19 protein-coding genes, 1 pseudogene and 1 riboswitch are annotated in these 20,844 nt (G+C 34.0%); of the genes and pseudogenes, 1 reads left to right on the top strand and 19 read right to left on the bottom strand.

Features of this window, described 5'->3' with window-relative positions; translation table 11 throughout:
* Window positions 1-9: 9 nt before the first annotated feature.
* The 18 genes and pseudogenes from epsC to msrB form a co-directional block, all read right to left on the bottom strand.
* Complete coding sequence (gene epsC / locus Q0663_RS09030; protein ID WP_299009726.1) at window positions 10-753, bottom strand: serine O-acetyltransferase EpsC; 744 nt, start codon at window positions 751-753, stop codon at window positions 10-12.
* 24 nt (window positions 754-777) lie between these two features.
* Window positions 778-1,113: a 2Fe-2S iron-sulfur cluster-binding protein gene (locus tag Q0663_RS09025; protein ID WP_299009724.1), complete on the bottom strand. Its 336-nt coding sequence runs from the start codon at window positions 1,111-1,113 to the stop codon at window positions 778-780.
* A gap of 136 nt (window positions 1,114-1,249) precedes the next feature.
* Window positions 1,250-1,423, bottom strand: a pseudogene (locus Q0663_RS09020) (ferredoxin--NADP(+) reductase); the annotation flags it as partial.
* A gap of 170 nt (window positions 1,424-1,593) precedes the next feature.
* Window positions 1,594-2,169, bottom strand: coding sequence for a bifunctional precorrin-2 dehydrogenase/sirohydrochlorin ferrochelatase (locus Q0663_RS09015; protein WP_299009722.1), 576 nt, complete (start codon window positions 2,167-2,169; stop codon window positions 1,594-1,596).
* Complete coding sequence (gene cobA / locus Q0663_RS09010) at window positions 2,169-2,936, bottom strand: uroporphyrinogen-III C-methyltransferase (RefSeq protein ID WP_299009720.1); 768 nt, start codon at window positions 2,934-2,936, stop codon at window positions 2,169-2,171. Before cobA ends, Q0663_RS09015 begins: the two co-directional genes overlap by 1 nt.
* Window positions 2,937-2,951: 15 nt before the next feature.
* The gene (locus tag Q0663_RS09005) at window positions 2,952-5,054 is read right to left on the bottom strand and encodes a HEPN domain-containing protein (RefSeq protein WP_299009715.1); all 2,103 of its coding nucleotides are present in this window, start codon (window positions 5,052-5,054) and stop codon (window positions 2,952-2,954) included.
* 37 nt (window positions 5,055-5,091) lie between these two features.
* Entirely contained in the window at window positions 5,092-5,442 is a 351-nt protein-coding gene (locus tag Q0663_RS09000; protein WP_299009712.1) for a 4Fe-4S dicluster domain-containing protein, read from the bottom strand.
* Window positions 5,443-5,454: 12 nt separating this feature from the next.
* The gene (locus Q0663_RS08995) at window positions 5,455-6,702 is read right to left on the bottom strand and encodes a GTP-binding protein (protein WP_299009710.1); all 1,248 of its coding nucleotides are present in this window, start codon (window positions 6,700-6,702) and stop codon (window positions 5,455-5,457) included.
* A gap of 81 nt (window positions 6,703-6,783) precedes the next feature.
* Entirely contained in the window at window positions 6,784-7,689 is a 906-nt protein-coding gene (gene cysD, locus Q0663_RS08990; protein ID WP_299009707.1) for a sulfate adenylyltransferase subunit CysD, read from the bottom strand.
* Window positions 7,690-7,699: 10 nt separating this feature from the next.
* Window positions 7,700-8,308 carry a phosphoadenosine phosphosulfate reductase family protein gene (locus Q0663_RS08985; protein ID WP_299010725.1) on the bottom strand — a complete coding sequence of 203 codons (609 nt, stop codon included), beginning with the start codon at window positions 8,306-8,308 and terminating at the stop codon, window positions 7,700-7,702.
* 11 nt (window positions 8,309-8,319) lie between these two features.
* Complete coding sequence (locus Q0663_RS08980) at window positions 8,320-8,574, bottom strand: DUF2061 domain-containing protein (protein WP_274633758.1); 255 nt, start codon at window positions 8,572-8,574, stop codon at window positions 8,320-8,322.
* A 117-nt stretch (window positions 8,575-8,691) separates the two neighbouring features.
* Window positions 8,692-9,099 (bottom strand): Rrf2 family transcriptional regulator, encoded by a 408-nt coding sequence (locus Q0663_RS08975; protein WP_299009704.1) that lies wholly within the window; start codon window positions 9,097-9,099, stop codon window positions 8,692-8,694.
* A 23-nt stretch (window positions 9,100-9,122) separates the two neighbouring features.
* The gene (locus Q0663_RS08970; RefSeq protein WP_299009701.1) at window positions 9,123-10,289 is read right to left on the bottom strand and encodes an O-succinylhomoserine sulfhydrylase; all 1,167 of its coding nucleotides are present in this window, start codon (window positions 10,287-10,289) and stop codon (window positions 9,123-9,125) included.
* A gap of 101 nt (window positions 10,290-10,390) precedes the next feature.
* Complete coding sequence (gene thrA, locus Q0663_RS08965; protein WP_299009698.1) at window positions 10,391-13,789, bottom strand: bifunctional aspartate kinase/homoserine dehydrogenase I; 3,399 nt, start codon at window positions 13,787-13,789, stop codon at window positions 10,391-10,393.
* 182 nt (window positions 13,790-13,971) lie between these two features.
* The gene (locus tag Q0663_RS08960) at window positions 13,972-15,264 is read right to left on the bottom strand and encodes an O-acetylhomoserine aminocarboxypropyltransferase/cysteine synthase family protein (protein WP_299009695.1); all 1,293 of its coding nucleotides are present in this window, start codon (window positions 15,262-15,264) and stop codon (window positions 13,972-13,974) included.
* A gap of 131 nt (window positions 15,265-15,395) precedes the next feature.
* A riboswitch (SAM riboswitch) is annotated at window positions 15,396-15,509 on the bottom strand.
* Window positions 15,510-15,693: 184 nt separating this feature from the next.
* The gene (locus tag Q0663_RS08955; protein WP_299009692.1) at window positions 15,694-17,259 is read right to left on the bottom strand and encodes a YdiU family protein; all 1,566 of its coding nucleotides are present in this window, start codon (window positions 17,257-17,259) and stop codon (window positions 15,694-15,696) included.
* 9 nt (window positions 17,260-17,268) lie between these two features.
* Entirely contained in the window at window positions 17,269-17,811 is a 543-nt protein-coding gene (msrA, locus tag Q0663_RS08950; RefSeq protein WP_299009688.1) for a peptide-methionine (S)-S-oxide reductase MsrA, read from the bottom strand.
* Between the two features lie 14 nt (window positions 17,812-17,825).
* Complete coding sequence (gene msrB / locus Q0663_RS08945; RefSeq protein ID WP_299010722.1) at window positions 17,826-18,272, bottom strand: peptide-methionine (R)-S-oxide reductase MsrB; 447 nt, start codon at window positions 18,270-18,272, stop codon at window positions 17,826-17,828.
* Between the two features lie 272 nt (window positions 18,273-18,544).
* On the opposite strand from msrB, the gene Q0663_RS08940 reads away from it, so the two are divergent.
* Window positions 18,545-19,270, top strand: a complete 726-nt coding sequence (locus Q0663_RS08940) for a DUF542 domain-containing protein (protein WP_299009685.1) — start codon at window positions 18,545-18,547, stop codon at window positions 19,268-19,270.
* Window positions 19,271-19,300: 30 nt separating this feature from the next.
* On the opposite strand, the gene Q0663_RS08935 is transcribed toward Q0663_RS08940, so the two are convergent.
* The gene (locus tag Q0663_RS08935; RefSeq protein WP_299009682.1) at window positions 19,301-20,584 is read right to left on the bottom strand and encodes an acetyl-CoA hydrolase/transferase C-terminal domain-containing protein; all 1,284 of its coding nucleotides are present in this window, start codon (window positions 20,582-20,584) and stop codon (window positions 19,301-19,303) included.
* Window positions 20,585-20,844: the final 260 nt, after the last annotated feature.

The following is a 20,844-nucleotide window of genomic DNA, read 5'->3' as shown; positions in this document are numbered from 1 at the left end:
CTACCTACATTATTTAACATAGGATTTTCTAGTGGTTATTTTATTCTCTGACTCATAGGTCACAATAGATCCTTCTGAAAAAGAGGTGGTTACGCAAACATTTGCACCTATAATGCTATCTCTTCCTATCACTACATCGCCTCCTAAGATAGTTGCATTGGCGTAAATGGTTACATTATTTTCAATCGTTGGATGCCTTTTTGTGGATGCTAATTCTTTTTTTACTTGAATTCCTCCTAAGGTAACTCCTTGATATATTTTTACGTTTTCTTTAATAATCGTGGTCTCTCCAATCACAATTCCTGTTGCATGATCTATAAAAAACGAATCGCCAATGGTTGCTCCTGGGTGAATATCCGTTCCTGTTAATCCGTGTGAATATTCGCTCATCATTCTTGGTAAAATCGGAATTTCCATTTTATACAATTCATGACTCAATCGATACACAGCAATCGCATGAAAACCCGGATAGGCTAAATAGACTTCACCTAAGCTTTTACAGGCTGGATCAGTCTTTTCAAATGCCTTAGCATCTAAATCTAACTTTTTTCGTATTTCACAAAACGTTTGTTGGTATGCTGCCCATGCTTCCGAAGCATTTTCAATAGCTAACCCGTTTAAAATTTTTATAAACTTCTCTTTTAAACGGTTTGCTTTTTCTTGGCACGCATCATTAAAGAATGCGTAAAATAATTGTTTTGTAAAGTTTTCTACATCATCTTTTAATGATAAATCGTATTGTTTGAATTGCATTTACTAATTTTTTACAAAAAATAACTAACTTTCTGGAGCTAGCTCAACTTCAAGTCCTTCTAATTCAGACGTCATTTGAATCTGGCATCCTAATCGGCTATTTTCTTCTACATGAAATGCTTCTGCTAACATTGCATCCTCATCATCATTCATTTCTGGCAATTCATGATTCGACTTTACATAACATTGACACGAGGCACATATCGCCATTCCTCCACAGATTCCAATAGTTCCTTCAGGAGCTAATTCGTATGATCGAACTACTTCCATTAAGTTCATTGCCATATCTGTCGGAGCAACTACCCCATGCATTACACCATCACGGTCAGTTATTTTTATATTGATGTCTTGATTATCCATTTGTAACAATTTCTTAAAGGAATCAGTAGTTAGGTAGGCTATTTTAGTTTTGTTGGTGAAGGAGTTTTTATTTAAAACTTGTAATTACAACAAACTTATCCGCTCAACTCCTAACTACTTTCATCCTAATCCTCAATTATTCAATTGCTTTTACTACCGCTTTTGGTGCTTCTTTTCTTGTTCCGTCGAAACCGTCTACACCCCCAACAGTAGTATATTTCATCACATATTTTTTATCTGGATGAATACGTTTATAAGCACTTTGACACATTAGTGTTGCTTCGTGGAATCCACACAAAATCAATTTTAACAATCCTGCTTCAAAAACAGTGAATAGTCCTGTTGGACCCGCTCCAATAATTAACATATCTGTTTGTATCATGTTCTCTTTATTTTGTCATTACGAGAATTCCAATGAATTGGAATACGAAGTAATCTACTTATCGACTAACAGATTGCTTCACTTTGTTCGCAATGACGTTACTTTACTAAACTCTCTGTCAGTTTATTTAATGTTTCTACTTTATGTTCAAAGTTTCCTTTGATGGTTTTTCTATAACTATTTAAGTTTTGTACTAATTGATTGATGTCTTCTGGAATTACTTCTTCAAAAAACTGACGCAATCTTTTAGCAGTTGTTGGCGATTTTCCATTGGTTGAAATAGCTACTTTTACATTTCTTTTGGTTACAATTCCGCCCATATAAAAATCACAATACGGTGGATTGTCTGCTACATTCACCAATTTATTTTGGCTCCTACAATCTTTATACACTTGTATATTTACCTCAGGAACATCGGTTGTCGCAATCACCAAATGTTTTCCTTGTAAATACGTGTCGTTATAGCTATCTATTATCATATTCACCTCACCTTTTTGAGCTACTTCAACAGTTTCTTCTCTAAAAAAAGAAGCTACCATAGTTACCTTAGCATCTGGACTCGATTTTAATAAAAATCGTAGTTTTTCTTCTGCTACAAATCCTCCTCCAACAATTAGCACTTCCAGTTCTTTAGTCTTTAAAAAGATTGGATATAAATTATTTCTTTCTTCCATTATACCACTTCTTTTAAAGCTACTTCTTGTTGCACTTGTAGTAATTGCTGTCTGTGATTTACCACATCTCCTAACAGAATAATAGCAGGATTACTCAAGTTATTTTTAGCTACGACTTCTTCTATCGTATCTACAGTACCGATTCCTATTTTTTCTTCGGGAGTTGTTCCGTTTTGAATAATGGCTACTGGTAATTCGTTCTTTCCTTCTTGCTTAAAAAGCTGAATGATTTCAGAGAGTTTGCCCATTCCCATTAAAATAACAACCGTTGCATTGGATTTTGCTGCCAAAGCAACATCATTTGATAATTGATGCTGTTTTGTAGTTCCTGTAATTACCCAAAAACTTTCTGAACTTCCTCTTTTTGTCAACGGGATATTCTGATACGCTGGTACTTCTAACGAAGAAGAAATCCCTGGTACAACAGCAGCCTCTAATCCATGTTTTGCGGCATACTCCATTTCTTCTGCCCCTCTACCAAAAATAAAAGGGTCACCTCCTTTTAAACGTACTACATGTCCGTGAGAAAATCCTCTAGCAACAATCAACTCATTGATTTGTTCTTGTTGATATCGATAGCATCCTCTGCGTTTTCCCACAAAAATTAATTCTGCATTCGGATTCACATATCCTAACAGTTCATTATTCACCAATGCATCGTACAATACCACATCAGCTTGTTCTAATGCTTTGATGGCTTTTAAGGTGATTAAATCAGCATCTCCTGGTCCTGCACCTACTACGGTTAATTTCGGTTGATTTTTCATTGGACTCTCCTTTTTTTAACTTTCTACGGCTGCCTTTCTATAAACATCTACTGTTTTATAAAATGCTGTTGCACTTTCTAAATATGCTTTTGCTAAAGCTTCCGTAGGTTCATTCTTATTAATTTGATAAATCAATTCTGCAAATGAACTTGATAATTCTATTTTATTTGTTGCTACAAACAGTTCATCAAAATTGGTAATGATTCCTGCCTGTGTATTGGTTTTTGCTCCTTCTGCAGTTAACAAGGCTTTAGCAGTGTTTACCATAGCTGCATAAGCGTGATAAATACTATCTGACCATTGCTGATTATTCAAGGCTTGTGAAGCATTTTCTAGCTTTTCTTCACTTTCAAACAGTAAGGTTGCTACTAAGTCTATCACCACTCCTGCACATTCCCCTACCCCTATGGCTTTTACATAATTTTTATCGTGACCCCAATCAATAAAATCATCTTCCGTTAAATTGGTGGTGTCTGATAACTCTTTTAAAAGCTCATAGAAATATGTTTTTCCTTGTCTATCGTAATAGCTTAAGAAGTCTTCATTGGGTTGTTTATGGCTTTCAAAGTTGTTTAATAAGATTCGTAAAGATTCTGGTCCTCTTTTACTTGGTATTTTTATCAACTTATCAGCAAAACGACCATTTCCTTCTCCTAAAACTCCTCCTCCAACTAATACTTGTAAAGCTGGTGCTAATAACTTTCCTACTTTTATAGACATTCCTTGAAAACCAATGTGCGCCATGTTGTGTTGTCCACAAGCATTCATACACCCACTAATTTTAATGGTAATATCTTTGTTATTTACATACTGTGGATATTCAGCTTTTAACACACGTTCTAACTCTGCTGCAATTCCTGTACTACTTGCAATACCTAAATTACATGTGTCGGTTCCCGGACATGCAGTGATATCATTCAAACTATTATATCCTGCGTCTGCAAAACCTAACTTTTTTAATTCTGTATAGAAAAATGGTAAAAACTCCTCTCTTACGTGACGAATCAAAATATTTTGACGTAGCGTAAAGCGTAACTCATTTGCACCATATTTCTTGATTAAATCAGCTAACAAACGTGCTTTATCGGTATAAAAATCTCCTAAATGTACTTTAATGCCTATCGCGTATAACCCCTCTTGCTTTTGCTTGAAAACATTCGTTGTTTTCCAGTTTTGATACGCTTCTTTATCTTCTATTACTACAGATGGAACTTTGTTCGTTTCAAAAACAATGTCTTGTTCAAAATCAGCTGTGTCAATTGGATAAGTTTTATACGCTAATGCATTTCTTTCAGCTGCTACTAATTCTAAGAAAGTATCAACACCTAAATCTTTTACCAAGAATTTTAAGCGAGCTTTGGCTCTTTTTACACGCTCTCCGTAACGATCAAATACACGTAATACGCCTTCAATAGTAGGAATTAACAACTCTGCTTCTAAAAACTCATAAATTACATCTGCATGACGTGGTTGTGAACCCAATCCACCAGCTAACAACACTTTAAAACCTTTTACTTCTTTACCCTCTATTGTTTTCGTTTTAGCAATGAATCCTAAATCGTGAATAAAACTCAATGCAGTATCTTCTTCCGAAGAAGAAAAAGACATTTTGAACTTCCTTCCCATTTCTTGACAGATTGGGTTGCGTAAGAAAAACTGGAAAGTCGCGTGTGCGTATGGTGTTACATCAAATGGTTCTTTCGGATCGATTCCAGCAGTTTCTGAGGCCGTTACATTACGTACTGCATTACCACATGCTTCACGCAACGTAATATCGTCTTTTTCTAACTGTGCCCATAACTCGGGGGTTCTGTCTAAACTTACGTGGTGAATTTGAATATCTTGACGTGTGGTAATATGTAAACGCCCTCTTGAATATTCATCAGAAACATCTGCAATTCTGTGTAATTGTTCGCTTGTAACTTTACCATACGGTAATTTGATACGAATCATTTGTACCCCAAATTGGCGTTGACCGTAAATTCCTCTGGCTAAACGTAAGCTTCTAAAACGTTCTTCATCTATTTTTCCTTCGTTAAACAAACGTATTTTACGTTCTAACTCTAGGATATCCTTTTCTACTAAAGGGTTTTCTATTTCTGATCTAAAACTTTGCATGTGGTTTTTTAATAGTTGTTTGCTTATAAAAGCGTTGTTATTCGTTATGTAAGAACTCTTGCTTTGCTAACAATTGTTCTTCTGTTTCTACATGTGCATCATCTGGCACGCAACAATCTAATGGACATACTGCCGCACATTGTGGTTCTTCATGAAATCCTTTACACTCAGTACATTTATCGGGTACTATAAAATAGTACTCGTCTGATACTGGTTCATTCTCCTCGTCTGCATTTACAGAAGCTCCACCTAATAAGGTTACATTTCCTTGTAATGACGTTCCTTCGCTATATTTCCAGTCACTCGCTCCTTCATAAATGGCTGTATTTGGGCATTCTGGTTCGCAAGCTCCACAGTTAATGCACTCATCTGTAATGATTATTGCCATAACTTTTATTATTTACTTGATAAAACCAACTCCTGATGTGGTATTGGTTTTTGGATTGATGATTATAAAGGCTCCGTTAGCTTTGTTTTCCTCATATGAGTCAACAAACAAAGGTTTACTTACTTTTAAACTAACTTCTCCAATTTCGTTTAGTGATAATTGAGTTGGAGTTTCTTCTTTTCCAGAAAAATCGGTACGAATTAAAGATGTTAGTTCTGTTATTTTTGCTTGCGCATCATTTACACCATGCTTGATGTAATATTTTTGAGAAGCTTGTAATGGTGCTTTATCCATCCAACAAACAGTAGCTTCTAATTGTTTTACCACAGAAGGTTCTTCTCCTGTTTTCACCAACATATCTCCTCTGCTAACATTTACATCGTCTTCTAAGGTGATGTTCACAGAGCTTCCTCTTTTTGCTCTTGCATATTCTTTATCAAAAAACTGAATACTTTTTATGATAGATTTTGTTGCTGATGGTAATACCGTTACACTATCTCCTACTACTAAATCACCTCCATACAATTTCCCTGCATATCCTCTGAAATCGTGATATTCGTCTGTTTTAGGGCGTATAACTGTTTGCACAGGGAAGCGTGCTTTTGATACTTCTTGCGTATGTTCAGACCCCAAGTTTTCAAAGTGACTCAGTAAAGTTTCTCCTTTATACCAAGGGGTGTTTTCTGAAGACTTCACAACATTGTCTCCTTTTAAAGCTGAAAGAGGTATAAATGTGATATTTTGATTTTTATAGGCACTCTTTTTTGATAAATACTCTATTTCGTCTTTTATCTCATTGAACTTTTCTTGTGAAAAATCTACCAAATCCATTTTGTTTACAGCGACTATTACATCTTTTACTCTTAGTAAATTATTGATAAAGAAATGACGATAAGTTTGTTCTACCACTCCATTTCTGGCATCTACCAAAATGATAGAAGCTTGAGAATTTGAAGCTCCAGTAACCATGTTTCTGGTATACTCAATATGACCTGGAGTGTCGGCTATAATAAAGCTTGTTTTTGGTGTTGAGAAATATATGTGAGCTACATCAATAGTAATTCCTTGTTCACGTTCTGCTACTAATCCGTCAGTGGCTAAAGAAAAGTCTAAGTAATCAAACCCACGTTGTTTACTTTTTTCTTCTATCGCTTCTAATTTATCTTGGGTTAATGATTTTGTATCGTATAAAATTCGCCCTATTAGTGTGCTCTTTCCGTCATCTACACTTCCTGCTGTTGCTATTTTTACTACGTTCATGTTCTTTTAGTATTGAGTGATTAGTATTGAGCTTTGAGTATTTTTCTCTCTTTACTCTATACTAAATACTAGGTTTTCTTTTTAAAAATATCCTTGTTGTTTGCGTTTTTCCATTGCTGCTTCAGATCGTTTATCATCAATCCTTGCTCCTCTTTCTGATATAGTTGATTCTCTAATTTCGTCTACTACTGTATCAATATCTATTGCATCTGATAAAACTGCTGCCGTACAACTCATATCTCCTACTGTTCTAAAACGAACCATACGCTCTTGTACTTCTTCTTCCTCTTCTCTATACACAACTTCATCATTTGCAGACCAGATTAACCCGTCTCTAATAAATGTGGCTCTTTTATGAGCGAAATAGATGGATGGAATTTCAATTTGTTCTTGTTGTATATACGACCAAACATCTAATTCTGTCCAGTTAGATATTGGAAAAACACGTACGTTCTGACCTAAATCGATTCTTCCATTCAACATATCGAACAACTCTGGACGTTGATTCTTTTCATCCCATTGTCCAAAATCATCTCGTACTGAAAAAATACGTTCTTTAGCTCTCGCCTTTTCTTCATCTCTACGCGCTCCACCGATACACGCATCAAAACCAAACTCTTCAATGGCATCTAATAACGTTTCGGTTTGTAGCATGTTTCGGCTCGCGTACTTTCCTGTTTCTTCTCTTACTTTACCAGCATCAATATTATCTTGTACTTGACGAACAATTAACTCAACACCTAATTGTTCTACCAAACGGTCTCTAAATTCAATCGTTTCAGGAAAATTATGTCCTGTATCGATATGTAATAAAGGAAATGGAATTTTCGCTGGATAAAATGCTTTTTGAGCAAGTCGCACCAGTGTTATACTATCTTTGCCCCCCGAAAACAATAACACCGGTTTTTCAAATTGCGCGACTACTTCTCTTAATATATATATGGCTTCACTTTCTAAAGCTCCTACTTGTATCGTTTCTGTATTCATAATCCTATTTTTAAATATGTAAACCACATTCTCTATTACTTTCTACTTTTGTGGGATCGAAGTACTTAAACTCGTTAGGTAATTGATGCTCTTCTAAATAAGCATCTAATTCCTCATCTGACCAATGGTAAAACGGACTCACTTTTAATATTCCATCTTTACTTCTTGAAACAATATCAATACTATCTCTAAAAGCTGTTTGTCCTTTTCTTAAGTTCGTAAACCAAACATCTGGCTTATGCTCTTCCATCGCTCTTTTAAAAGGCTCTAACTTCACTTGCTCAGTAAATACCGTATGTTTTGGATCATCAACTGTTGGTAACCCTAAAGTGATATTTCTGTGTGCTACCGTTTGTTTAGGTACATACAACTGAATGTTTAATTGTAATTTTTCAATTAACTCTTCAGCATGTTTATAGGTTTCTGGAGTATTATATCCTGTATCACACCAAATAACATCTATACTGTTTTTTACTGATGCTACTGCATGTAAAATGGCTCCTTCATATGGGCGAAAGTTTGTGGTTACTACGGCTTTATTTGCTTGTAGTAATGCCCAAACAATAATCTCTTTTGGAGATTTGTTTTTTAACGCTTCGTTTACTGCTTCTAAATTCATTGTTTCTATGCTCATTTTTTACCCCATTTAATACTGTTCCAAACTCTTTCGTGAAAAAAATACAATAGCATTTTTGTTACTAATTCTATCGCTCCAATTGAAAAGGCTGTTTTTACTTGTCCGGTAATTATCCATGAGATTAATATGGTATCTATGGTACCAACAACTCTCCAACTTATTGACTTTATAATGCTTCTTAGTGGTTTTTCAGAAAGCTTATCTTCTTTATAATTAGCTTTATTTTCTACTACTTGTTCTACAATCATTTTTAAAATACTATTACCCTATCGGGATACTAGGTTTTAAGTCGACAAATATACAGATGCTTATTAATTCTCCAAGGAGAAATCATAAAAATATTTGAATTTTACAATTTGTTAATACTACACTAAATCTGCAAGTGTATTATTACGAAGTACTTGTAGCGTATTATCTCTTACTTGAATCATTAATTTGTGTACTGAGCATGCTTCTTCATTTGGACAGTCATCACATTTTTCATAATAATTCAAACTAACACAGGGTACCATAGCAATAGGTCCTTCAAGTGTTCTAATAACCTCAGTCATTTTAATTTCGTTGGATGGCTTAAGCAAATAATAGCCTCCACCCTTTCCTTTTTTTGCTCCTAAAATTCCTGATTTTCGTAAGGTAAGTAATATGCTTTCTAAAAACTTATGCGAAATATTTTCATTTTCTGAAATGGTCGCAATTTGTACCATAGTGCCCTTTTCTTGCCTAGCAATAAAAGTAAGCGCCTTAATTCCGTATTTTGTTTTCTTAGAAAGCATAATACAAATATATACTTTACTTCCTAATTATTTAATGCTTGATTTAAATCGTTAATAACGTCTTCTACATTTTCTAAACCTACCGAACATCGTACCAATCCGTCTGTTATTCCTACTTCTAATCGATCTGCTTCACTTAACTTACTATGTGTTGTTGATGCTGGATGTGTTACAATCGTTCGTGTATCTCCTAAATTTGCTGATAATGAGCATAGTTTTATGCTATTCAAAAAATTACGTCCAGCATCAATACCTCCTTTGACTTCAAATGCTACAACGTTTCCTCCCAATCGCATTTGCTTTTTTGCAATTTCATGCTGTGGATGTGATTTTAGAAATGGATACTTTACCAAGTTCACCTTCGGATGCTCTTCTAAAAACTGCGCCACCTTCAACGCATTCTCGCAATGTTTTTCCACTCGTATCGATAAAGTCTCTAAGCTCTTAGATAATACCCAAGCATTGAATGGTGACATTGCAGGACCTGTATTTCTTGAAAATAAATAAATCTCTCTAATCAATTCCTCTTTTCCTACCACAACACCTCCTAAAACACGTCCTTGACCATCTATTAACTTTGTTGCTGAGTGAATTACTAAGTCTGCTCCAAATTTTATTGGGTTTTGTAGGTATGGGGTTGCGAAGCAGTTATCTATTACTAATAATATGTTGTGTTTTTTTGCAATGCTTCCTAATAGTTCTAAATCTAAAATATCTACTGCTGGGTTTGTTGGTGTTTCTGCATATAATATTTTGGTATTTGGTTGTATTAGACTTTCTATTTTTTCTGCTTCTGTTATTTTAAAGTAGCTTGTTTCTATATTCCACTTTGGTAAATACTTTGTAAACAAACTGTGTGTTGAACCAAATACTGAACGACATGATACGATATGGTCTCCTGCATTTAACAGGGCTCCAAAGGTTGAAAACACGGCTGCCATACCTGTTGCGAATGCATAGCCTGCTTCGGCACCTTCCATAGTCACTATTTTATCGACAAATTCTGTGGTATTCGGATTTGAGAATCTACTGTATAAATTCTTCTCCTTTTCTTCTGAAAAAGATGCTCGCATATCTTCAGCATCATCAAACACAAAACTTGAGGTTAGGTATAAGGGTGTTGAATGTTCTGAAAATTGAGAACGCTCTATTTGCGTTCGTATAGCTTGTGTTTCAAAATTTTTGCTCATGTTGTTTTTTTAGATGTTAGACCGCTTCGCTGTTAGAACAAAGAAGTGAGACTCTCTTATTTTTTCTCTCTCTATTCTCACTTCTTTATTCTCTAGTCTATCTAGTTATTATTCTTTGCTAATCGTAAAATATCTCCAAATACGCCTCTTGCAGTAACTTTAGATCCTGCTCCTGCTCCTTGAATGACAATAGGTTGTTCTCCGTATGATTCTGTATAAATTTCAAAAATTGCATCAGACCCTTTTAAACTTCCTAAAGGCGAACTTTCGGGCACCGATACTAATTTTACATCCAATTCTCCTTTCGATTGTTGTAGATCTCCGTGTAAATCACCAATGTATCTCAGTACGTGCTTCTCTTCTTGTGTTTCTTTTTGTTGTTGAAACGTAGTGTCTAGTTTTTCTAAGTTTCCTAAAAACTCATCAGAAGATATTTCTCTATACTCCTCTGGAATCAAGTTTTCTATCTGAATATCTTCAAATTCATTTTCTAAATCCAATTCTCGAGCTAAAATCAATAGTTTTCTGGCAACATCATTTCCACATAAATCCTCACGAGGATCTGGTTCTGTAAATCCTTTATCAATCGCTTCTTGTAACACCGTTGAAAACGCTACATCTTCCGCAGAAAACTTATTGAATAAATAACTTAAAGACCCTGAGAAAACCCCTAGAATTCTTGTAATGTTATCTCCTGAATCGTGTAATAATTTAATTGTATCAATCAATGGTAAACCTGCGCCTACATTGGTTTCATATAGGTAACTCTTCTTGTTTTCATCTAAGGTTTTACGCAACTCCTTATAAAAATCGTACGAAACAGTATTAGCTATTTTGTTAGAAGAAACTAAGTCAAATCCAGCATTGACTAACGGAATGTAATTCTCAATAAAATTTAAACTAGCTGTGTTGTCTACTGCGATTAAATTTTCTAAATGATGCTCTTTCGCATAGTCAATTACACTATCAACTGTATGCTTATCTTCTACTGCTTTATCAAGCTCATTAAACCAATTAGTTTCAACTCCATTTTTTGCTAACAACACTTTTTTAGAGTTGGCAATGGCAAAAATGTTCAAGTGGATTTTACGTCTTTCTAAAATCGATTTTGAGTTCTCTAGAATTTGTTCTATCAAAGTTCCTCCTACTAATCCTTTACCAAAAACAGCTATGTTTATCTTTTTAGCAACTCCAAATACTTGACCGTGAATCACATTTAACGCCTTGTGTAACTGTTCTTTTTTTACCACCAAGCTTACATTTTTACCTGTAATGGTATTGTTAAACAATAACGGAACTATTTGATTCTTAATCAACGCATTGTATGGCTGATGAAACTCACTTAAATCTTGACCAATTATTGAAATTACCGATACTTCATCTTGAATCGAAATCTGGTTTACATCTTTTGTTTGTATATCGTTTTCAAACTCTTGCTCTAAAGCTTTTACAGCAGCAGTTGCATTCGATTTATCTACCACCAAACCAATACCTCTTTCTGATGAACCTTGTGAAATGATACTCACGCTAATTCCGTGATTGCTCAATGCTTTAAAAATACGTGCATCTACTCCTACTTTACCTAACAAACCTCTTCCTTCAAAATTGATTAAAGCAACCTTGTCTAAAACCGATAAGGATTTGATTCCTTTTAAGGTTGACTTTGCTGTAATAAGCGTTCCATTATCGTTAGGATTGAAGGTATTTAAAATTCGTAGATTGATATTCTTCTCTAACAACGGAATAATGGTTTTAGCATGTAAAATGTTCGCTCCGAAGTTTGCCAGTTCATTTGCTTCAGAAAATGATAATATTTCAATCTTCTTAGCATCTGCCACCAAATCAGGATTGGCAGTAAAAATTCCATCTACATGTGTGTAGTTTTGCAACTCTTCAGCATCTAGATAGTTCGCTAACAACGAGGCTGTGTAATTACTTCCGTTTCTACCCAACGTAGTAGTTTCGTTTTTTAGGTTTGAAGCTATAAACCCTGCTACCACATTCACAGTTGTTCCGTTGTACTGCTTAAAATGATTTAATACATTTTCTTTAGAAATTTCAACAATCGATTGCCCTTTGCCAACTATTTCATCCGTTTTTAACAACGCCCTTGAATCTGTAGCTAGTGCATTGATTCCTTTTTGTTGCAACAAGTCGGTTACCGTTTTTATTGATAACAACTCACCTTGTGCTAGTACTTCATCTTTTATTTTTTGGCTATAATCTCCTAACAAACTCACTCCTTCAAACAACTTTTCTAAGCGATTAAATTCCGTAGAAAAATCTACCAACGGAGTTAATTTGGTTTGCTCAAATCGAAACGCTTCTAATTGTTCTTTAAAAGTTTCATTTTTAGCAGCTCTTTCTAAGAGTTCTTCCAGTTCATCTGTAGCATTTCCTCTTGCTGATACCACCACTGCTATCTTTTCTCCGTCATTAATTTTCTGTTCTATGATAGATACTACGTTTTGTATCCCTCTATTCGACAAAGATTTTCCGCCAAACTTTAAAATTTTCATTCTTTTATTTGTTGATTTTTTATTGAATATTGGTTCAATAATTTTTTCTAATTGTTTGTACTCTATTAAGAAAGCATCGTGCCCATGATCTGAATTAATTTCATTATAGGTTACATTTGCATGAGCCGATGCCAGTTGTTTGTGTGTTTCTCTGTTTTCTTCCGCAGTAAAAAACAAATCGGAATCTACGCCTACAATATGGATGTCTGCCTCGATTCTCACTAATACATCTAGCTCTTCTCTTCCTTTTGTTACATCAATGGTTTTTAATAACTGATTCATCAATTTATAGGATGCTAACTGATAGCGTTCTTGTAATTTTTTTCCGTGGTGTAACAACCAACTTTCTACATTAAAAAGCGCTGATTCTTCATTTTTTGAACGCTGAAAACGTTTTTTAAACGATTCTGGTGTTCTATAACACAACATTGCATGCATACGTGCATCATGCACAGGATTACTAGAATTGATTAAAAGTTGCTCTTGTATTTGACAATTCGCTATCAACCAATCGGTCGATTTCCAATCGGTAGCTACAGGAATTAAATACTCGGTAATTTTTGGATTCAACACAGCCATTTCCCATGCAATTCCTCCTCCTAAAGATCCTCCTATCAACGCAAATAATTGTTTTATGTTGAGTTGTTCTAGCCCTTGTAGAAAAATGTTTGCAATATCACGTGCTACGAAACTTTTGTAATCATCTATCATGAAATTATCATAACCATTTCCTGGAATATTAAAGCACAAAATGGTATATTCATTAGTATCTATGACCTTGGCTTTTCCTATTAAATCTTGCCACCAACCTTGGCTTCCTGCAACATTGCTATTTCCTGTGAGTGCGTGGTTAATAAGTACCACAGGAGCGGTACCTAATGCTTTTCCAAAAACTTGATAGCTTAACGGAATTGTATCGAATTGTGTACCGCTTAATGTGGTATAACTAAGAATATTAATATGCTGCAAATCATTTTTCATTACCTATATTTTTATGGGCGTTCCTCTAAGGGTCGGGCTTTCCGTAATATCTTTTGTTGGTTCTCGATACTTGCTTCGCAAACTTGAACTGACAACAAAAGGATGCCACCGCAAATGCGAAGCATTCAACGAAACCAATAAGTAAATAACCTATTATGAGTTAATCCCTAACGCGGGGTGTTTTAAGCCAATACTTCTTTAGAAATTTTAGCAAATGCTTCTTGTAAATCGGTTTTTAAATCTTCAATATTTTCCAAACCAACTGATAAACGGATTAAGTCTTTAGTAACTCCTGTGCTTTCTTGAGCTTCATCACTCAATTGTTGGTGTGTGGTACTTGCTGGATGAATAATTAAAGATTTGGTATCTCCAATATTGGCTAGTAATGAAAAGAGTCTGGTATTGTCAGCAATGGTTTTAGCAGCTTCGTAACCTCCTTTTACACCAAAAGTTACCAATCCACTTTGACCTTTTGGTAAGTATTCATCTGCTAAAGCTTTGTATTGGTTTCCTTCCAGTCCTGGATAGTTTACCCAAGCAACTTCTTCTTGCTCTAGTAACCATTTCGCTAATTCCAAAGCACTTTCACTATGCTTTTTAATTCTCACGTCTAAGGTTTCCAATCCTTGGATAATATTAAAAGCATTTGTAGGACTTAACGCTCCTCCAAAATCACGTAAACCTTCTAAAATTAATTTAAACGTGTACGATGCTGCTCCTAAAGCTTCGTGATATACCAATGCGTGATAACCTGTTGAAGGCTCTGTAAACTCAGGGAACTTCCCATTTGCCCAGTTAAAAGTTCCTGCATCAATAATAGCTCCTCCTAACGAATTTCCTTGTCCGCCAATGTATTTTGTTAACGAGTGAATTACAATGTTTGCCCCATGCTCAATCGGGTTTAACAAAGCTGGAGTTGCTACGGTATTATCTACAATAAAAGGAACTTCTGCTTTTTTAGCGTGAGTAGATATAGCTTTTAAATCCAATACATCTAACTTCGGATTCCCTAGAGATTCAACAAAAAAGGCTCTGGTGTTTTCTTGCACTGCTGCTTCAAAATTATCAGGGTTTGAAGCATCTACAAAGGTTGTGGTAATTCCTAATCTTGGGAGAGTAACATTTAATAAATTGTAGGTTCCACCATACAAACTGCTCGAAGCTACGATATGATCTCCTGCTTTTAACAAGGTTAATAATCCTGTTGAAATTGCTGCGGTACCCGAAGCAAAAACTACAGCCCCAATACCACCTTCTAAAGCAGCTAAACGATCTTGTAAAATTTGATTGGTTGGGTTGTTTAATCGGGTGTAAATAAACCCTAATTCTTTTAACGAAAATAAATTTGCTGCATGCTCTGCATCGTTAAAAACATACGATGTAGTTTGATAAATTGGAACTGCTCTGGTTCCACTTGTTTGTGTTACATCGTGACCTGCGTGCAACGCGTTTGTTGCGAATTTTTGTGTACTCATTTTTCTTGTTTTTTGAGTTAATAAAAATTAAACCAAAAGCCAAAACACATCTACTTTTAGATGTTGCTTACTAGAAAAATGTTATTAAGAAATTATAAGAAGATTCTTGTAGATATTAAAGAAACTTCTTTGGGTTATCTATCCACGAGTTTTTACGCTCTGGTAGAATTTAGCACCTTCTTTGTTTGCACAAAGGGTTGCTAAGGTTTCATAGGGTCTAATCCCTCCACCTTTCTTGATAACATCGTCAATAAGTGTTTGAACTTTTACGAGCACAAATATTCAATTATAAAAATTGATTTTCCAAATTTATTTTGAATTTTATTGAAAAAATCTTTTTGAATTATTTCTAAAACAAAAAACAAAAAATCTGTAAATCATATATTTAAGCTAAATTACTTAAATAATAAATTTAACATATATTTTATCTTAAGAACTACAAGATAACATAGAGCACCCTACTTTATTTCGAGCCCATTCTGGTCGTTTTGCGAACCATTTTTCATATTTTGGTTGCTCATTGTAAGGATTTTTGAGCAGTAAATATAACTCATTTAACAATACAAAGTCATTTTTATTTGCATCATCAATGGCTAATTGTGCCATATAATTTCTGAGTACATATTTCGGATTTACAGTATTCATTTTTGCTTTTCTCTCTTCATTTGAAACAGTTTCATCTTGCAATCTATCCAAATAATTTTGAAACCAAGTTTCCCAAAATAATTTAACTTCATCAACAATTTCTGATGGTGTATAAAATGTTTTTTCTATTTTTTTGATAGCATTTTCAACTGTATCTTCTTTTGAAATTTCTGCCAATAATCGGAAAAAAATAGTCATATCCGTTTCTGTTTTTTGAAGTACTTCTTCAAGATCTGAAACTAATTTTCCATCTGATTCATTTGAAGAAAAAAGTCCTAATTTATCTCGCATCATTTGCATATACTTTTCAGGAAATTTCTCTTGATAATATTCCAAAACAGCCTCTAAAGGTTCTGCTTCTTCAATTAAAGGATATAGAGCATTTGCTAGCTGGTATAAATTCCATAAAACCACCTCTGGTTGCGAGCCATATCGATAACGCTTATGGGTATTATCCGTTGTATTTGGCGTCCATCCGTGGTCATAACCTTCTAACCATCCGTAAGGACCATAATCAATGGTTAAACCAAGAATAGACATATTATCGGTATTCATTACTCCATGTACAAAACCAACACGTTGCCAATGAATTACCATTTCCAAACTAAGCTCTGCTACCTCTTTAAAAAAGGAAACATACGTTTCTTTTGAAGGTTTTCCTAAATGAGGAAAATGATGGGTAATTGTATAATCTACCAGTGTTTTCAAGGTTTTTACATCTCCTCTGGCTGCTAAAATCTGATAATTTCCAAAGCGTAAAAAAGATTCGGCAGTTCTACATACAATTGCTCCTTTTTCATAGGCAGCATTTCCGTCGTATAGTACATCTCTTAATACTTCATCTCCCGACAAAGCTAAAGACAGAGCTCTTGTTGTAGGTACACCTAAATGATGCATGGCTTCACTACACAAATACTCACGAATAGAAGAACGCAATACTGCCAATCCATCTGCAGTACGTGAATACGGTGTTTCTCCAGCTCCTTTTAATTGTAATGCCCAGTTTTTATTATTATGAACTGTTTCAAACAAATTAATAGCTCTACCGTCTCCTAACTGACCTGCCCAATGCCCAAACTGATGCCCGCCATAACACATTGCATATGGTTCTGTATTCGGATACACTTCATTTCCTGTAAAAACACTTTTAAACTCTTCGGAAGTTATTTCTTCTGCTGAAAGCCCTAATTCTTTTGCCATTTCATCAGAAACATGTAAAACTTTAGGGTTGGAAGTTTTTTTAGGTGTTACATACGAAAAACAAGCTCCTATTACCTGTCTTCTTGTATTTTCTTGAATTGGATCCGCAGGTAATTCTTTTATAAAGGTATTTTGTATATTGAATTTCAACACGTTTTATTATTCTTTTAATTTGCCTGCATGCAGTTTTCTCAGTTTAGCCAACTTAGGAGAAATCACTGCTGCACAGTACATTTGTTCCTTATTATTTTCATAGTAGTTTTGATGATACTCTTCCGCAGCATGAAATGTATTAGCTGGACTAACTTCTGTAACAATAGGACTTTCAAAATAAGGTTTTAACTCCTCAATTACTTGTTCTGCTCTTGCTCGTTGTTCATCAGAATGATAAAAAATAACCGAACGATATTGAGTTCCTACATCGGCTCCTTGTCTATTTAAAGTTGTAGGATCGTGACTCGTCATAAAAATCACCAATAACTCTTCAAAACTTATAATATCAGGATTATACGTTACTTGAATTACTTCTGCATGTCCTGTTAATCCAGAACATACTTCTCTATAGGTTGGAGTTCCTGGAACGGTTCCTCCCATATAACCAGAAACTACTTTCTCTACACCTTTTATTTGGTTAAAAATGGCTTCTACACACCAAAAGCAACCGCCTCCAACGGTTATTACTTCTAAATTATTATTTGTCATTTATATACTTTCTTTTATTCAGTATCTAAAATCATTGATGCTGAGTTAATGCAATAACGTAATCCGCTAGGTTCTGGTCCGTCAGGGAATACATGCCCCAAATGCGCATCACAAGTATTACACATCACTTCTACGCGTACCATACCAAAAGTAGTGTCCTTTTCATATTGAATAGCATTCTCTTTTATAGGTTGTGTAAAACTAGGCCAACCAGTACCTGAACTAAATTTAATCGTTGAATCAAACAAAGGTGTGTCACAACATACACATTTATACTTACCAGCATCATACACACTACACAGTGCTCCTGAATTTGGTCTTTCTGTTCCTTTTTGTCTTGTAACTCTAAACTGTTCTGGAGTTAAAAGCTTTTTCCATTCTGCTGCTGTTTTTTCTACTCTTTTATCGGGTGTTGGATTACCATTAACTGCAAAATTAATTACGTCTTTCCAAGTTAAAATTTTGTCGCTCATCCTGCTCTTCCGTTTTATTTAACTTATTAGTAGTTTCTTTTCTTTGTTACTTACAAAGCTATGATTCTCTCTAAACCTTTAATCATAATTTAAAAGATAATTAAATAATTTTTTCAAGGATGATTTATATCATGTTTTAAATCATCTTTTACCTATTAATTTGTAATAAAAGCCATTATTCCCCGTGATTATAACATAATTTTAGTTAAAATAATCACAAATTACAAACTTATATCAGTATTTATTAAAATAAAAAAACAATGAATGTCTTAGAAAATAGAACAGTCGCTGATTATGTAATAGAGAATATAAAAACAGCTCCTATTTTTAAGAAATATGGAATTGATTTTTGCTGCAAAGGAAATATAACAATAAACAAAGTCTGCCAAAAGAATAAAATAAACTTAAGTGCATTAAAAAGCGAATTGGAAAATGTTGAAAGTATTAGTGATGTGCTTCAAGATTATAACACTTGGAGTTTAAACTTTTTAATCCTTTATATTGAAAATGTACATCATTCTTATGTAAAAGAAAGTTTACCTATAATTTCTCAATATATAAATGAAGTTATAAAAACCTATGGTAATACACATCCTGAACTATTAAAAATTAATAAACTATTTAGAAAAGCTTCTTCTGAAATTGTATCTCACCTTCAAAAAGAAGAACAAATACTTTTCCCTTATATAAAACAGCTAATAGCAGCTAACAAAGGACACAAAAAAATAAGTATTCCTTCATTCATCACGATACATACTCCTATAAAAATGTTAGAACATGAACATGAAGAAATTAATAATCTTTTCAGAGAAATAGAGAAACTAACAGATAATTACTCTATTCCAAAAAGTGTCTCTAATACGTATAAAGATCTTTACATTAAACTTGAAGAGTTTGAACAAGATTTATATCATCATATACATTTAGAACACAATATACTACATAGAAAAGCACTAGAATTAGAAAAAAGAACCAAATTATTATAAAAAAGGGAGTGTTTAAACACTCCCTTTTTTTTATAGCTTTTTAAATCGATTAAAAGCTTCTTTTTCTAGCTCTTCTCTAAAATTAGGATGCGCTATAGAAATTAGTGCTTTTGCTCTTTCTTTTAAACTTTTTCCAAACAAATTAACTACTCCATATTCTGTAGCAACATAATGTACATGAGCTCTGGTCGTAGTTACACTTGCTCCTTCTTTTAAAAATGGAGTAATTTTTGAAATTCCTTTTGTGGTAACAGAAGGCATTGCTATAATAGCTTTTCCTCCTTTTGATAATGAAGCTCCTCTAATAAAATCCATTTGACCACCAACTCCAGAATATTGGTATTGCCCAATAGTATCAGCGCAAACTTGTCCTGTTAAATCTATTTCAATAGCACTGTTTATAGCTGTTACTTTAGGGTTTTTCTTAATTATAGAAGTATCATTTGTATAACCGGCCTCTTTAAAATGTACTAGAGGGTTATCATCTATAAAATCGTATAACTTTTGTGAACCTACAGCAAAACAAGTAACTATCTTTCCTGTTTTAATCTCTTTTTCTTCACCAGTAATTACACCTCTTTCTATCAATGGTAGTACTCCATCAGAAAACATTTCGGTGTGAATTCCTAATCGTTGATGATTTGTTAAGTTATGTAATACAGCATTTGGTATATTACCTATTCCCATTTGTAATGTTGCACCATCCTCTATTAGTTCTGCTATATTTTGTCCAATTTTTTTTTCTATTTCTGAAGGTATTCCTATTTCGGAAGTGTGTATTGGAACATCAACCTCTACAGCATAATCTATATTACTCATATGAATAATTCCATCCCCATGAGTTCTAGGTACATTAGGGTTAATTTGAGCTATAACTGTTTTTGCTGTTTGAATAGCTGGTAATGTAATATCAACTGATGTCCCCAACGAACAATAGCCGTGTTTATCTGGCGGAGAAACTTGAATAAAAGCTACATCCAATGAGTAAATATTTCGGCGGAATAACCAGTGGATTTCGCTTAAAAAAATAGGAATATAATCACCATTATTAGTATTTACTCCTTTTCTTACATTATCACCTACAAAACAGCTAACTAGTTTAAAGGATTTACAATATGGTTCTTCTAAATACTTTGCTTTACCATGTGTGTGGATTTGAATAATTTCTATATCATCTAACTCATGATATCTATTACACAAGCTATCAATTAATAAATTAGGAGTCATTGCTGCTCCTTGGAAGAAAATTTTATCATTTGATTTTACAATACTTACAGCTTCTGCAGCCGTAACAATACGAATATCTTTTCTCATTATTCTAAAGTTTTACTCTGCAAATTTCCCCATAAACCTTATTTAAATAAATGATAAAAATCATACATAGACTTATTTTTAGACAAAAGTTTATTTTATAGATATCCTAGGGCTTGCTTTCATAGCTATTCTTATTTCTTGAAGTAAACTAGTCTTTTTTTTAGTGATGCCTCGTGATATACTTAATAGTTCCTAAAGTAAAGAGCAAAAAAAAACCTCAATCTACTAAAAGATTGAGGTTTAAAAGAAAGGCAACGACC

The sequence above is a fragment of the uncultured Tenacibaculum sp. genome, from assembly GCF_947504135.1.
In the GTDB taxonomy this organism is placed as follows: domain Bacteria; phylum Bacteroidota; class Bacteroidia; order Flavobacteriales; family Flavobacteriaceae; genus Polaribacter.
Note: the sequence above shows the minus strand (reverse complement) of the source record. Positions and strands in the feature narration are given on the sequence as shown.

Bases quoted from the DNA above. Each gene is read 5' to 3' on its own strand.
- Q0663_RS08985 (WP_299010725.1), bottom strand. From the start codon at position 8,308: ATGAATTTAGAAGCAGTAAACGAAGCGTTAAAAAACAAATCTCCAAAA.
- thrA (WP_299009698.1), bottom strand. From the start codon at position 13,789: ATGAAAAATGATTTGCAGCATATTAATATTCTTAGTTATACCACATTA.
- cobA (WP_299009720.1), bottom strand. From the start codon at position 2,936: ATGAAAAATCAACCGAAATTAACCGTAGTAGGTGCAGGACCAGGAGAT.
- msrA (WP_299009688.1), bottom strand. From the start codon at position 17,811: ATGACAAATAATAATTTAGAAGTAATAACCGTTGGAGGCGGTTGCTTT.
- Q0663_RS08975 (WP_299009704.1), bottom strand. From the start codon at position 9,099: ATGCTTTCTAAGAAAACAAAATACGGAATTAAGGCGCTTACTTTTATT.
- Q0663_RS09025 (WP_299009724.1), bottom strand. From the start codon at position 1,113: ATGGATAATCAAGACATCAATATAAAAATAACTGACCGTGATGGTGTA.
- Q0663_RS08970 (WP_299009701.1), bottom strand. From the start codon at position 10,289: ATGAGCAAAAATTTTGAAACACAAGCTATACGAACGCAAATAGAGCGT.
- Q0663_RS09000 (WP_299009712.1), bottom strand. From the start codon at position 5,442: ATGGCAATAATCATTACAGATGAGTGCATTAACTGTGGAGCTTGCGAA.
- Q0663_RS09005 (WP_299009715.1), bottom strand. From the start codon at position 5,054: ATGCAAAGTTTTAGATCAGAAATAGAAAACCCTTTAGTAGAAAAGGAT.
- Q0663_RS08980 (WP_274633758.1), bottom strand. From the start codon at position 8,574: ATGATTGTAGAACAAGTAGTAGAAAATAAAGCTAATTATAAAGAAGAT.
- Q0663_RS08940 (WP_299009685.1), top strand. From the start codon at position 18,545: ATGAATGTCTTAGAAAATAGAACAGTCGCTGATTATGTAATAGAGAAT.
- epsC (WP_299009726.1), bottom strand. From the start codon at position 753: ATGCAATTCAAACAATACGATTTATCATTAAAAGATGATGTAGAAAAC.
- Q0663_RS08995 (WP_299009710.1), bottom strand. From the start codon at position 6,702: ATGAACGTAGTAAAAATAGCAACAGCAGGAAGTGTAGATGACGGAAAG.
- Q0663_RS08960 (WP_299009695.1), bottom strand. From the start codon at position 15,264: ATGAGTACACAAAAATTCGCAACAAACGCGTTGCACGCAGGTCACGAT.
- cysD (WP_299009707.1), bottom strand. From the start codon at position 7,689: ATGAATACAGAAACGATACAAGTAGGAGCTTTAGAAAGTGAAGCCATA.
- Q0663_RS09015 (WP_299009722.1), bottom strand. From the start codon at position 2,169: ATGGAAGAAAGAAATAATTTATATCCAATCTTTTTAAAGACTAAAGAA.
- Q0663_RS08935 (WP_299009682.1), bottom strand. From the start codon at position 20,584: ATGAGAAAAGATATTCGTATTGTTACGGCTGCAGAAGCTGTAAGTATT.